The organism is Phocaeicola dorei (genome assembly GCF_013009555.1).
Taxonomy (GTDB): domain Bacteria; phylum Bacteroidota; class Bacteroidia; order Bacteroidales; family Bacteroidaceae; genus Phocaeicola; species Phocaeicola dorei.
Genome location: NZ_CP046176.1, coordinates 2,283,266 through 2,297,434, shown reverse-complemented (window position 1 = coordinate 2,297,434; position 14,169 = coordinate 2,283,266). Strand labels below are relative to the sequence as shown.

Annotated in this window: 10 protein-coding genes; 6 read left to right on the top strand and 4 right to left on the bottom strand. The window is 43.3% G+C overall.

What is annotated here, in order from left to right:
* Positions 1-51: 51 nt before the first annotated feature.
* Positions 52-2,265, bottom strand: coding sequence for a heavy metal translocating P-type ATPase (locus GKD17_RS09450; protein ID WP_080549559.1), 2,214 nt, complete (start codon positions 2,263-2,265; stop codon positions 52-54).
* 178 nt (positions 2,266-2,443) lie between these two features.
* Between GKD17_RS09450 and GKD17_RS09445 the strand changes: the two genes are divergently transcribed.
* Genes GKD17_RS09445 through gcvP form a run of 4 tightly spaced genes read left to right on the top strand, consistent with a single transcriptional unit; the run spans position 2,444 to position 7,483 of the window.
* Entirely contained in the window at positions 2,444-3,292 is an 849-nt protein-coding gene (locus tag GKD17_RS09445; RefSeq protein ID WP_007838633.1) for a DUF3298 and DUF4163 domain-containing protein, read from the top strand.
* A 20-nt stretch (positions 3,293-3,312) separates the two neighbouring features.
* On the top strand, positions 3,313-3,939 hold the full coding sequence (rsmG, locus tag GKD17_RS09440; RefSeq protein ID WP_007838632.1) for a 16S rRNA (guanine(527)-N(7))-methyltransferase RsmG: 627 nt from the start codon (positions 3,313-3,315) through the stop codon (positions 3,937-3,939).
* 20 nt (positions 3,940-3,959) lie between these two features.
* A complete protein-coding gene (locus GKD17_RS09435; RefSeq protein ID WP_007838631.1) occupies positions 3,960-4,598 on the top strand; it encodes an MBL fold metallo-hydrolase in 639 nt (212 codons plus the stop codon).
* A 35-nt stretch (positions 4,599-4,633) separates the two neighbouring features.
* Entirely contained in the window at positions 4,634-7,483 is a 2,850-nt protein-coding gene (gene gcvP / locus GKD17_RS09430; RefSeq protein WP_007838629.1) for an aminomethyl-transferring glycine dehydrogenase, read from the top strand.
* Positions 7,484-7,766: 283 nt separating this feature from the next.
* Here gcvP and GKD17_RS09425 read toward each other — a convergent pair whose 3' ends face one another.
* Complete coding sequence (locus tag GKD17_RS09425; RefSeq protein WP_008652098.1) at positions 7,767-10,481, bottom strand: alpha/beta hydrolase family protein; 2,715 nt, start codon at positions 10,479-10,481, stop codon at positions 7,767-7,769.
* 32 nt (positions 10,482-10,513) lie between these two features.
* Positions 10,514-10,750: a PDDEXK family nuclease gene (locus GKD17_RS09420; RefSeq protein WP_007838626.1), complete on the bottom strand. Its 237-nt coding sequence runs from the start codon at positions 10,748-10,750 to the stop codon at positions 10,514-10,516.
* A gap of 123 nt (positions 10,751-10,873) precedes the next feature.
* On the opposite strand from GKD17_RS09420, the gene GKD17_RS09415 reads away from it, so the two are divergent.
* Positions 10,874-11,101: a hypothetical protein gene (locus GKD17_RS09415; protein WP_007850037.1), complete on the top strand. Its 228-nt coding sequence runs from the start codon at positions 10,874-10,876 to the stop codon at positions 11,099-11,101.
* Positions 11,102-11,131: 30 nt separating this feature from the next.
* Here GKD17_RS09415 and GKD17_RS09410 read toward each other — a convergent pair whose 3' ends face one another.
* Positions 11,132-12,799, bottom strand: a complete 1,668-nt coding sequence (locus GKD17_RS09410; RefSeq protein WP_007838623.1) for a formate--tetrahydrofolate ligase — start codon at positions 12,797-12,799, stop codon at positions 11,132-11,134.
* Positions 12,800-12,887: 88 nt separating this feature from the next.
* Here GKD17_RS09410 and GKD17_RS09405 point away from each other — a divergent pair, with 88 nt between their 5' ends.
* On the top strand, positions 12,888-14,063 hold the full coding sequence (locus tag GKD17_RS09405) for an iron-containing alcohol dehydrogenase (protein ID WP_007838621.1): 1,176 nt from the start codon (positions 12,888-12,890) through the stop codon (positions 14,061-14,063).
* The last annotated feature ends 106 nt before the right edge of the window (positions 14,064-14,169 follow it).

Sequence of the window (14,169 nt, the reverse complement as noted above, 5' to 3'; positions counted from 1 at the left end):
ATGCAAAACAAAATCTCCGCACGGCTGCTTTTTTATTTATTTTTAATTCAATCACAACTTTCTCCAATTCAGACTCAAGCTGTTCAACACTACACTGACAGAACTACATGCCATGGCAGCACTGGCAATCATCGGGTTAAGCAAAATACCATATAGTGGGAACAGAATACCTGCCGCCACTGGAATGCCTATCAAATTATAGATAAATGCCCAAAAAAGATTCTGATGGATCAACCGTACAGTTTTATAGGAAAGCTTAAAAGCTTTGGGTAACAACAACAAATCCGAAGTCATTAACGTAACCATCGCTACATCCATGGCAATATCTGTACCTTTACCCATCGCAATACTTACATTGGCACGGGCCAACGCCTGCGAGTCATTAATGCCATCGCCTACCATAGCTACGACTCTTCCTTCAGCCTGTAACTCTTTAATAACATTCTCCTTATCGGCCGGCAAAGCATCCGAAATAAAACGATTCGCATCAATTTCTCCGGCCACATTCTGTGCAGTAAGATGACCGTCACCGGTCAACAATACAATATACTTTCCACTCTCCTTCAATTGTTTGACCGCTTGTCTGGAAGTATCTTTTATTTTATCACTAATAGCGATAACCGCCAGCAATGTATTTCCCTCGCCAAAATAGACCAAACTCTTGCCACTCTTCTCATAATCCTCCACCATCCCTTTCAACAAGTCGGAAATTCCCGCTCCAAAATCTTTCAGTAACCGATGGCTTCCTGCCCAAAAAGTTTTATTTCCACGGGTCACCACAATCCCCCGTCCTGTCCGGCTCTCAAAAGAATCAATGATTGCCGGCTTCTCACCTTCCTTTTTCAAAGCCTCGACAATAGCCAAAGCCAACGGATGTTCCGATTTCAATTCAGCAGCATACAGAATTCCCTTATGCTCGTTCTGCCATCCGGCATCATGCAACCAGCCGGTCACCACAGGGCGCCCTTCAGTTACAGTACCCGTTTTATCAAGTACCACTGTATCCACTTTCCGCATCTGCTCCAAAGCTACTGCATCCTTTATTAAAATATGTGATTCGGCCCCTTTACCAATTCCTACCATCAATGCAGTTGGAGTAGCAAGTCCCAAGGCACACGGACAGGCAATAACCAAAACAGACACTGCTGAAAGCATAGCGTAGGAAAAGTCATCCGCTCCACCTGCCACTATCCAAATAAAGAAAGTAAAAACAGCCACAGCAAGAACAACAGGAACAAAAACCGCTGTCACTTTATCCACAATACGCTGGACCGGAGCTTTAGACCCCTGTGCTTCCTGCACCATGCGGATAATCTGTGCCAACACCGTATTTTTTCCCACCTTTTGAGCAGTCATAATAAATGCACCATTCTGATTGATAGTGCCAGCCAGCACCTTATCACCCTGCTTTTTCTCTACAGGAATAGGTTCACCGCTTATCATGCTCTCATCTATAAAGGTATTTCCTCCGACAATGACTCCATCCACCGGAATTTGCTCGCCGGGACGGACGCTCACCTTATCGCCGACCTGGAGGTCGGCGATCAAGATATCCTCTTCCCTGCCGTCTTTCACCACACGGGCCGTCCGAGGTTGTAATCCCATCAGTTTACGAATAGCTGTGGAAGTTTTTCCTTTTGCTTTCTCTTCCATCAGTTTGCCAACCAATACGAAAGCTATTATAACAGTGGCAGCTTCATAATATACATGAGGTTCCAATCCGCGGCTGTACCAAAATTCGGGATAGAACGTATTAAACAAACTGAACAAAAATGCGATGGAGGTGCTAAGTGCCACCAACGTATCCATATTACTGGTACGCTGAAGCGTCTGTTTCCAGGCATTCATATAGAAAGAACGCCCCGAATATAAAATAACAGGAAGTGAAAGCAACAGCATCCACCAGTTTACTCCCGGAACATTCATCAGAAACATCCCCAAAACAGCTACCGGTAAAGCAAAAATCCAAGCAACGATAGTCTTCCGCTTCAACAGTCCGTAATAAGATTGCTCCGCTTCCTCTTGCTCCTGTACAGAGTTATCCTCATCTATTATCAAATCAAAACCTATTTTCATCACAGCCTCTTTCAGTTGTTGCGGAGACACAATATCCGGATTATAAGTCACCGTCAAAGTAGCCGTCGCCAAATTAACCGATGCATTTTCCACGCCTTCTTGCTTCCTTACAATTTTCTCCACGTTGCCGGCACATGCCGCACAATGCATTCCCGTAACGGGATATAGTTTTTTTGTCATATCGTTCATATTCATTTCTTTACTTATTTATTATAGCTTATCAACGGACAAATTTAGCAAAAAGTTCATGCAATCTTGTTGCAAACAGATAAATATATTTTCGCTTTTTAGATGGACATTTCACGAAGTTATTCTATATTTGTGGAGAAAGTTAGGATAAGTAATCCATGCAAATAAACAAAAAGTTATGAAAAAAAGAAATCTCGTATTGTCTGTTATGGCAACTTGCCTTGTATCCTGCTTTTTATTATCGGGATGTAATGGACAAAAACAAATTGATAGTGAAACAGTGAAAACTGTAAAGGTGGAAGAACAAGCCCATTTACAAGATGACACAGTCTCTCCCACCTGTCAGATTACTATTGATTATAGTTATTTAGCAAAATCTGATGCTGCGGATAGCATAGTACAACGCATCAACCGCACCATACAAGCCCACATTTTGGGAAAAGAATATACCCGGATGAATCCGGAAGTCGCTGTAGATTCTTTTAAAAATACCTACATTAACAACTACCGCAAAGATGTGAACGAGTTCTATCAGGAAGATATAAAAAATGGAACTCCCAAAGACGAACTTCCCACATGGTACAATTATGAATACGGACTGACCACCTATTTCAGCGAAGGCAAAGAAGGCATTCTGAATTTCATTGCAGAAACTTTTGAATATACAGGCGGAGCACATCCCAACTCATGGAACAAATGGATGAACTTCGAAAAAAATACCGGCAAACTACTTGCTTTGAAAGATGTATTTATGGCAGGGTCGGAAAAACCGATAAGTGACATGCTGCTGGAAGAACTGATAACAGAAATGGCTACCCGTTTGGAAGACAGCTCCATTACCTCACTGGAAGGACTTCAGAATGCAGGCATCTTGAATTCTACCAATATGTATGTACCCGACAATTTCTTGTTAGAAAAGGAAAAAGTATCTTTCCTGTATAACAAATATGATATCGCTCCCTATGCTGTAGGAATCATCACCCTTTCTTTACCCTACACATCGGTAGAAAAATATATGATACATTAAATAACGATTTTAAGTATAGAATGGAATTAATACTGAAATATTTCCCTAACCTCAGCGAACAGCAGAAAACACAGTTTGCCGCATTGTATGATTTATACACGGATTGGAATAGCAAAATCAATGTAATCTCACGCAAGGATATCGCTAATCTGTACGAGCATCATGTATTGCACTCGCTAGGCATAGCCAAAGTGATAAACTTCACCCCTGATACCCAAATTATGGACTTGGGCACAGGGGGCGGTTTCCCAGGTATCCCTTTGGCCATCTTATTCCCTGAAGTCCAATTTCATCTGGTGGACAGTATCGGAAAGAAAGTGAAAGTAGCTACAGAAGTAGCCAATGCTATCGGACTGAAGAATGTCACTTTCCGTCATTGCCGCGCCGAAGAAGAAAAAAGAAAATTCGACTTCGTAGTAAGTCGTGCTGTCATGCCTTTGGGCGATTTAATAAAAATTATCCGTAAAAACATCAGACAAGAACAGCATAATGTCCTACCCAACGGGCTGATTTGCCTGAAAGGCGGAGAGTTGGAACAAGAAACAATGCCCGTGAAGCACAAAACAATGCTTTATGATCTGAAAGATGAATTCACAGAAGATTTTTTTAAAACTAAGAAAGTGGTTTATGTAACCATCAACGGTTAATAACTATAGATAAAAGAACAATGAAAATAAAGAAATTTGAATTCAATATGTTTCCGGTAAACTGCTATGTGTTATCGGACGAAACGAAGGAAGCCGCCATTATTGATGCCGGTTGCTTTTATGAAGAAGAAAAGCAAGCCTTAAAAAGATATATTGACAGCAATAACCTGACAGTGAAACATTTATTGAATACGCACCTCCATCTGGACCATATTTTCGGCAACCCATTCCTGTTACAAGAATACGGACTAAAAGCCGAAGCAAATCAAGCGGATGAATTTTGGCTGGAACAAGCCCCGGCACAATCACGTATGTTTGGCTTCCAATTGCCCGAAGCACCCGTGCCATTAGGAAAATATATCTTTGATGGAGATATCATTACTTTCGGCAATACCCAACTGGAAGCTATCCATGTGCCGGGTCATTCGCCGGGAAGTATTGTTTATTACTGCAAAGAAGACCACTGTATCTTCAGCGGTGATGTATTGTTCCAAGGAAGTATAGGACGTGCAGACCTTACAGGAGGTAATTTCGACGAACTTCGCGAACATATATGCAGTCGTTTGTTTGTACTTCCCCCCGACACGGTAGTCTATCCTGGTCATGGAGACCCGACCACTGTGGGAGCAGAAAAAGCGAACAACCCTTTTTTCCGATAAGATAAAACTTAAAATTTAACTTATATACTACTACCATGAAAACAGATTTATTAGCAGACCGACATATCGGTATACAGGAAGAAGACCTTCCCGTTATGTTGGAAAAGATTGGCGTAAAGAGTCTTGATGAACTGATTAACAAAACAATTCCGTCCAAAATCCGTTTGAAAGAACCTCTGCCACTGGCTGCTCCCATGACGGAACGGGAGTTTGCAGAGCACATTACCGAACTAGCTTCACAAAACAAGATTTATACCTCCTATATAGGTATGGGTTGGTATGATAGTATTACTCCGGCGGTCATTCAACGCAATGTATTCGAGAATCCTGTGTGGTACACCTCGTACACTCCTTATCAAACCGAAGTTTCACAAGGACGTTTAGAAGCATTGATGAACTTCCAGACTGTCATATCCGACCTCACAGCCATGCCATTGGCAAACTGCTCATTGCTGGATGAATCTACCGCCGCTGCCGAAGCCGCCACCATGATGCATGGACTTCGCACCCGCGACCAACAAAAAAGCGGAGCCAATGTATTGTTTGTGGATGAAGAGATTTTCCCACAGAATCTGGCAGTCATCCAAACCCGCGCCCTTCCGCAAGGCATGAAGATCCAAGTAGGAAATTACAAGGAATTGGTATTTACTCCGGAAATTTTTGCCTGCATCCTGCAATACCCCAATGCCAGCGGTAACGTAGAAGACTATCGTGAGTTTGTGGAAAAGGCACATGCTGCCCATTGTAAAGTAGCCGTGGATGCTGATATCATGAGTTTGGCATTATTAGTTCCTCCCGGCGAATGGGGAGCAGATATCGTATTCGGAAGTACCCAGCGCCTGGGTATCCCCTTGTTCTACGGAGGTCCGTCCGCAGCCTACTTCGCTACACGTGACGAATATAAACGCAATATGCCGGGACGTATCATCGGCTGGTCTAAAGACAAATATGGCAAACTGGCCTACCGTATGGCTTTACAGACCCGTGAGCAACATATTAAACGCGAAAAAGCAACTTCCAACATCTGCACCGCACAGGCATTACTGGCTACAATGGCCGGCTTCTATGCCGTTTATCATGGACAGGAAGGTATCAAAAATATAGCAAAACGCATTCATAGCATTACCACCTGGTTGAACAAAGCCCTAACCCGCTTGGGATATGTACAGCATAATGAATTATTCTTTGACACCCTGCGTTTCAGTCTGCCCGACCATGTTTCGGCTCAGAAGCTGCGTACCATCGCATTGAGTAAAGAAGTAAACCTCCGTTACTATGATAATGGCGATGTAGGTTTCAGCATTGATGAAACCACCGACCCGAAAGATGTAAACCTGTTACTTTCCATCTTCTCCATTGCTGCCGAAGAAACCGTTCAAGAAGTGACAGACATTCCCGAAGCATCCTCACTGAACCGTGAACTACGCCGCCGTACTTCCTTCCTCACCCATGAGGTATTCAACAAGTATCATACTGAAACCGAAATGATGCGTTATATCAAACGTTTGGAACGTAAAGATATCTCATTAGCACATTCCATGATTTCATTGGGTTCTTGTACCATGAAACTGAATGCCGCTTCGGAAATGCTCCCACTCAGCAACTTAGGCTGGATGGCTATACACCCGTTAGCACCTGAGGATCAAACAAAAGGCTATCAGACACTACTTAATAACCTAAGCGAGCAGTTGAAGGTTATTACCGGATTTGCAGGAATCACTTTGCAACCTAATTCAGGTGCAGCAGGAGAGTATACAGGACTTCGCATCATCCGCGCTTATCTGGAAAGTATCGGACAGGGACACCGCAACAAGATATTAATTCCGGCATCAGCCCACGGTACGAATCCGGCTTCAGCCATTCAATGCGGATATACCACGGTGACTTGCGCCTGTGACGATAAAGGTAATGTAGACGTAGAAGATTTACGTGCAAAAGCAGAAGCCAACAAGGATGATCTGGCTGCATTAATGATTACCTATCCGTCCACTCATGGTATCTTTGAACCGGAAATTGCAGAAATTTGTAAAATTATTCATAAATGCGGAGCACAGGTTTACATGGATGGTGCAAATATGAATGCACAGGTAGGTCTGACCAATCCGGGTACCATCGGTGCTGATGTATGCCATTTGAATCTGCATAAGACTTTTGCCAGCCCTCACGGTGGTGGCGGTCCCGGTGTAGGTCCCGTTTGTGTAGCCGAACATCTGGTCCCGTTCCTTCCAGGACATCAAGTTTGGGGTAACAGTGCCAATCAGGTTTCTTCAGCTCCATACGGTAGCGCAGGAATCCTGCCTATTACTTACGGTTATATTTGCATGATGGGCGCCGAAGGTCTGACCAATGCCACCAAGACTGCCATTCTGAGCGCCAATTATCTGGCAGCCTGCTTCAAGGATACCTACGGTATTGTATATACCGGTGCTACGGGCTTTGTGGGCCATGAAATGATTTTAGATTGCCGCTATCTGCATGACGAAACCGGTATCAGCGAAAATGACATCGCCAAGCGTCTGATGGACTATGGCTATCATGCGCCCACCCTTTCTTTCCCGGTTCATGGAACATTGATGATTGAACCGACTGAAAGTGAAAGTTTATGGGAACTGGATAATTTCGTCACTGTGATGCAAACCATCTGGCAGGAAATTCAAGAAGTGAAGAATGGCAGTGCCGATAAAGAAGATAATGTATTGGTCAACGCCCCGCATCCTGAATATGAAGTGGTGGCCAATGAATGGAATCACAGCTACAGCCGCGAGAAAGCCGCTTATCCTATCGAATCGGTACGTGATAACAAATTCTGGATCAATGTAGCCCGGGTAGATAATACATTAGGTGACCGCAAACTGTTGCCTACCCGTTATGGTAAGTTTGAATAAAAAAGCATTGTACTAAAAAGAAGAAGAGAGGATCAAAACTCAGTTTTTGAAAATATGAATTTATAATTTGAAATTTGAGCATCCTAAAAAACTAAAGAAAGGGCCGTATCATTAGTCAATACAGAGCTTGATACGACCCTTTTAAGTTTATAATTACTATCTGTAACTTTTCGGAGCTGTCATTTTAGTTTTGACACACCTCCTCCCTCTTTTCAGGAACTATCCTTTTACTTTATCCACAGTAGGAGCAGCTTGAATTCTATAGTCGTCCGAACACATAATATCAGTATCCTAATTCATAAGGCTGTTCTACAGCCGGAACCCCGTCAGACATCCATTCAGGCATTGCTTCTTTTTTCAGATAATGATTAAAGAACTGGAACATACGTTTTTGAAAATCTATTTTGTTGGCAATCTTTGTCGGCCAATGCGGTTCGCCTGTATAGTTCAGCATCCAACAAGGCTTTCCAAGACGTTTCATTGCCACAAAATATTCTATTCCCTGATACCAGGGCACATGTCCGTCAGCATCATTATGCATAATTAAAACAGGTGTTTGTACCTTGTCCATCGTGAACAGAGCAGAGTTTTCCAAATAACGCAACGGAGTACTCCAAGGCGTACCGGCCAGACGGCTCTGAGTATGTTCATACTGGAACGAGCGCGCCAGCCCCGATCCCCAACGGATACCTCCGTAGGCACTGAACATATTGACCACCGGAGCACCTGACTCAATAGCCGCAAACAAATCAGTACGTGTAGCCAGATAAGCCACTTGATAACCGCCCCAACTATGTCCCTGCGCACCTATGGCTTTCTCGTCAATATAACCTTTGCCTATCAGCATGGCAACCCCCGGCATCAGACAGTTATAGCAACTCTCACCCGGATAACCGTCTACATAACGTATGTCCGGATTGAACACAATATACCCGTTACTGTTATAAAAATGATAATCAATGGTAGACCGATGCGGTTCCGGCATCCGGTAATTAAACAGAGTTTCTGAATTTCGCTCATAGAAACTCACAATCATCGGGTATTTCTTGGCCGGATCAAAATTAGCAGGCTTGTACACCACCCCTTCCAACTTACGACCATCTAAAGATATCCACGAAACCAATTCAGCAGTTCCCCACAAATAGTCTTTCTGTTGGTCAATGCCATGAGTCAACCGAATAGATTTCTTGAAATCGAGTGTAGCATAATGAAGGTCAGGATATTGCTCAAAACTTTCCATCGTATAGATTACATGGTCTGTATTTTTCGCCTTATAAATACTGCGTAACATATAGTTACCCGCTATCAATTCTTTGGGAGAAGCAGCGGTGGAAAAACGAGCCTTGTAATACCCGTTCCCTTTGGTCACTTCGTTAAAGCCTTTCAACAACTGTGGCTTGTTCAGGTCAACCACACGCTCCTCCTTATCCAGTTTTACCAAACGATATGAAATCCGGTTCTTACGTCCATTCATCGTCAGATTGACAGGTTCCTTCATGGCATCCGGATCGAATTTCCAAATATCATAACGGTCATAAATTAAAAGGGACTCATCCCGTTCCGTCCATCCGGCAGTTCCATGTGCGTTCGGATAGTCAGGTACATCATTCTCTTCATCCCATGCGAGGAAAGAAACAGGGGTAGTCAACTGAACCTTTTTCCCATCTGCCATAGAAAGAGTATACCAACAACTGTCTGTTTCAGCATACCAATACGCATACTTGCCTTGTGGTGAAAGACGGTATCTGCCATAATCCGCCGATGCCAGTAATTTACGGCTGCCATCTTCCAAAGACACAGTGTAATAATCACTGCGTGTCCGCCCTTCCCACATGGAGGACAATGAATAAGGACGCGAAGTGGAAAGCAATGCCAACGGGGCATCTCCTTCATCTCCCAACAAAATCTGAGATAACTCCTCATCTGCCAGCTGACAAATACGACCACTATTTATATGATAAACCGCTTGATAGCTTCTTTTCAGCTCTTTCTCCTTATTATAATTCTGTACAGTATATTGCACCGGCTCGTCCCAACTCCACACCTGCACATTGGGACGGTTCTCCGCCAATTGCAACGTATCCTTTTGTCTAGGCTCAGGCGATGTGCCAAAAAACAACCGGGAAGCACTCTTCGAAAATTGTAATTTCCCATGCTCACTAATCACCCATCCTTTCGGAAGAGCCTGATTGCCACGTGCCACAACTTCTGTTGCCGGTGCTCCCTGCTGTGACAGCCACAAGCTCATGGCTTTATAACAAGAATTTTTCTGTGCACAATATAAGAAAGCCAAGTTTGCTCCATCTTCATCAAAAGTTACCTGTTTAAACACCCCGTCACCTTCTTTTATCAGCGTCTTCACACCTGTTTCCGTATTCAGAAGATACAATCCCGGCTTTTCCTCTGCTTTATCACCTGCGGTTATATAATAAAGCATTCCGCTTTTCTCCGCAAAGTTGAAAGCTTTCACAGCAGGAGCCTCATACCGAGTACTGAGGTTTGCATTCAACGGTTGAACATACAAAGTCGAGTCTTTCCTTCCCTTCTGAAAAGCAACCCAGTCCACCTTCTCTGCCAGTTTGAATGTTTTCAGTGAATCAATCACTTCCCTGTCGCCCAAAAGCGAATAAATAACCAATGCATCCATCGGCAACTTATCTTTCTTTGTTTTCTTTATTTTCAGAGAATCCACTATCATCTTGCCGGGTTTCTGCGACACAACCAAATAGTCGGAAGAGGCCGAGAAAAGAAAACGGTCTGCCCGCGGGAAAGTGGCAAGTTCCTTCCCTTGTGCATCATACAAATTCACCACAGCATCCCCTTCCCAAGGTTCCATCTTGCATGCCACCCACTTTCCATTATCAGAAATAGATTGCCCGCTGATACGCTGCCAAGCAACTAAATTGTCTACTGTGAGACTTTTCGAGGCTGTCTGCGCCATAACAGGCGACAGATTCCCTATGCATAGGACAAGAGCCAGATACTTTACATGTTTCATATCCATTTTGTCGTTACTGATTAGTTCAATTTTTATAAAGGCTTATCTTTCTCATATTCCGTTTTATCTTCGGCCGCAACCAAATTTAATTCTCTACCGCTCTCTCCATACGAAACTGCATGACGTACTGCGAAATATTCCAAGAACAAATGGTTCAGCGTAAACAATAACCTATTCAGGTTCTCATTTCTGACAGAAGGTTTTGTATTCCTACTACGAATCCGAGACATGCATTTACGGCGTTGTTCGGGAGTCAAGACATCTGCCATCTATCCACTTTTTAGATAATGCAAATATATAAAAAACGGATAAAAGTCTGATTCTAAACAATAATTTTGTACTTTTACTGCCATATATAATCCATATACATTCAACACCAAACAATAAAAGCCATGACAGCAAGAAACAAAGTTCTAACCATCATGGGTATTATTATACTCATGGGGGTTATCTCAATAGGATTCTTTGTATTTCCAATCGGAATTTCCATGTGCGCCATTACAGGCTTATGCTATGGCTGCAAATATAAAGACAAGTTGTTTATCAGATGGTCATCTGTAGGATTGGTAATAGGCATCGGACTTTCCATTTACACTTGGTGTTTAATCTCGTCAATGTAACACAGTATAAGTTCAGTAAAAAAAGAGGGGTTACGACAACCCCTCTATTTCACCATTCACGATATCAATATGCAATGCTTGCGGTTCCTTCGGCAATCCCGGCATACGCATTATTTCTCCGGCAATGACTACCAGCATCTCAGCTCCGGCATTCATCACAATATCTTGTACATGGAATTCAAAGTTATCTACCGCACCGTAAATTTTGGGGTCGGTAGAGAATGAATACTGCGTCTTGGCAATACAGATAGGGAAATCTCCATATCCCAATTCTACAATATGTTTCAGTTTCTTACGGGCGGCGGCACTATAGGTAATGATACTGGCCCCATACAAGTTACAAGCCACCTTCGATATTTTAGTTTCTACACTATCCTCATCATCATAGGCATATTGCAAAGGCTCGGAAGGTTGTTCCTCAATGGTTTTCACAACCAGTTCCGCCAATTCTACTGCCCCTTCGCCACCATCAGTAAAGGCATTGTTTACGGCAAATCCCACTCCTTTCTTCTCGCAATGGGTACGGATATAATCCACTTCTTCCTCCGAATCATCTCCATAACGGTTGAACGCAACCACAACCGTCTGACCGAAATATTTCAGATTACGCAGATGTTTGTCCATATTGGCTATACCTTGTTTCAAAGCTTCCAGATTGGGTTCCTTTATCTTATCCTGTGATACGCCGCCATGCATTTTCAACGCACGGGCAGTAACCACCAGTACGGTCAATTTAGGTGTAATACCCGCCTTACGGCACTTGATATCATAAAACTTCTCCGCTCCCAAGTCAGCCCCGAATCCGGCTTCGGTAATGGTATAATCACTGAAAGTCATTGCCATCTTGGTTGCCAGAATAGAGTTACAACCATGAGCAATATTGGCAAACGGACCACCGTGCACAAAAGCGGCGGTATGCTCCGTAGTCTGTACCAGATTAGGAGAAAGAGCATCCTTCAAAAGAACCGTGATGGCTCCGGCAACTCCCAAATCTTTTACTGTAAAAGGCTTATTATCGTATGTAAAGCCCAACAATATATTCTCAATTCGGCGACGCAAGTCCTTTTCATCCTTAGCCAAACACAAAATAGCCATAATTTCGGAGGCCGGAGTTATGTCAAAACCTGATTCCTGAGTGATTCCGTTGGTCTTCGGCCCCAGCCCTGTGACAATATAACGCAATGAACGGTCATTCACATCAAGCACACGACGCCACAACACTTCCTTCAATCCGAAACCATTATCACGATTCTGATAAAGGTAATTGTCCAACAAGGCCGAAATCATATTGTGAGCAGAAGTGATGGCATGAAAATCACCTGTAAAATGAAGATTAATCTTATCCATTGGCAAAACCTGGGCGTATCCTCCTCCGGCAGCTCCCCCTTTCATTCCGAAACAGGGACCCAATGACGGTTCGCGCAAGGCAACAATTGTTTTCTTTCCTATTTTATTCAGTCCCAAAGCCAATCCGATAGAAACAGTGGTCTTACCAATACCGGCTTTGGTAGGAGTGATAGCAGTAACTAGAATAAGGTTACTCTGCTGCACCTTTTCTTCATCTATCTGACTTTCATCTACCTTGGCAATATAGCGCCCGTAGTTACTGATGTGCTCTACAGGAATACCGGTTTCCCGAGCCACCTGTTTAATTTTGACCAGCTCAATGCTGCGTGCTATTTCAATGTCCGTTTTCATCTTTTTACTAAATTTAGGCGGCAAAGGTAATATATTTCCTTAACTTTGCTTTGGTTTCATATAACAAAATAATATAAGGAATAAGCAAATGAACAATTTTGTATTTTATAGCCCTACCAAGTTTGTGTTTGGTAAGGATACAGAAGGACAAACCGGAACTCTTGCTAAAAAGTATAACGCCCGAAAGGTGATGATTGTTTACGGCGGAGGCTCTATTATTCGTAGCGGATTACTGCAACGCATAGAAGAGTCATTGCAACAGGCCGGAGTGGAATATGTAAAACTAGGAGGTATACAGCCTAATCCTACTGACCCGAAAGTGTACGAAGGCATCGAACTGGCCCGCAAAGAAGGCGTGGACTTTATGCTTCCCGTGGGGGGAGGTTCCGTTATTGACACCGCAAAAGCCATTGCGGCAGGAGTGCCCTACGAAGGTGATTTTTGGGATTTCTATATAGGAAAAGCCAAAGTGAAGAAGGCCTTAAAAGTGGGTGTGGTACTTACTATTCCCGCTGCCGGTAGCGAAGGTTCGGGCAATACGGTGATTACCAAACTGGAAGGTCTGCAGAAACTAAGTTTGCGTGTACCGGAATTACTACGGCCCGTTTTTGCTGTGATGAATCCGGAATTGACCTATACCCTTCCCCCTTATCAGACAGCTTGTGGCATTGCCGATATGATGGTACACATTATGGAACGTTATTTTACCAACACTCCCGATGTAGAAATCAGTGACCGGCTGTGTGAAGGGACTTTGATGACTATCATCAAAGAAGCATATAAAGTGAAGCAGGACCCGAACGATTACGAAGCACGCGCCAATATCATGTGGTGTGGAACAATTGCTCATAACGGTACTTGCGGAGTAGGTTGTGAGGAAGACTGGGCGTCACATTTTCTGGAACATGAAATCAGTGCTGTATATAATGTGACGCATGGGGCAGGACTGGCAGTTATCGTACCTGCATGGATGACATTCATGGCAGAACATAATCCGAAGAAGATTGCCCAGTTTGCAAACCGCGTTTTCGGAGTTCCCGAAAATGAGGATTTGGAAGAGATGGCACTTGCCGGTGTATCACGATTGAAACATTTTTTCAGATACATAGGCTTACCGGTCAATTTCAAAGAACTAGGTATAGAACATCCTGACATTGAACTGCTGGTAAAAAAACTACATGAAAACAAGGGAGAATGGGTAGGCAATTATGTGAAGCTGAACAAAGAATATAGTAAAGAGATATTCGAACTAGCCTGCAAATAACCCACACAACTAAACAGTTCTAAAACATAGGCACCCGGTTTATCAGTCTTTACCGTAAAGTTCCTAAAGTATTCTATTTTCCAGATGCGATGGCACGGATATCTTT

Excerpts from the sequence above, each read along its gene's own strand:
- GKD17_RS09450 (WP_080549559.1), bottom strand. The coding sequence starts at position 2,265 with ATGAACGATATGACAAAAAAACTATATCCCGTTACGGGAATGCATTGT.
- GKD17_RS09445 (WP_007838633.1), top strand. The coding sequence starts at position 2,444 with ATGAAAAAAAGAAATCTCGTATTGTCTGTTATGGCAACTTGCCTTGTA.
- rsmG (WP_007838632.1), top strand. The coding sequence starts at position 3,313 with ATGGAATTAATACTGAAATATTTCCCTAACCTCAGCGAACAGCAGAAA.
- GKD17_RS09435 (WP_007838631.1), top strand. The coding sequence starts at position 3,960 with ATGAAAATAAAGAAATTTGAATTCAATATGTTTCCGGTAAACTGCTAT.
- gcvP (WP_007838629.1), top strand. The coding sequence starts at position 4,634 with ATGAAAACAGATTTATTAGCAGACCGACATATCGGTATACAGGAAGAA.
- GKD17_RS09425 (WP_008652098.1), bottom strand. The coding sequence starts at position 10,481 with ATGAAACATGTAAAGTATCTGGCTCTTGTCCTATGCATAGGGAATCTG.
- GKD17_RS09420 (WP_007838626.1), bottom strand. The coding sequence starts at position 10,750 with ATGGCAGATGTCTTGACTCCCGAACAACGCCGTAAATGCATGTCTCGG.
- GKD17_RS09415 (WP_007850037.1), top strand. The coding sequence starts at position 10,874 with ATGACAGCAAGAAACAAAGTTCTAACCATCATGGGTATTATTATACTC.
- GKD17_RS09410 (WP_007838623.1), bottom strand. The coding sequence starts at position 12,799 with ATGAAAACGGACATTGAAATAGCACGCAGCATTGAGCTGGTCAAAATT.
- GKD17_RS09405 (WP_007838621.1), top strand. The coding sequence starts at position 12,888 with ATGAACAATTTTGTATTTTATAGCCCTACCAAGTTTGTGTTTGGTAAG.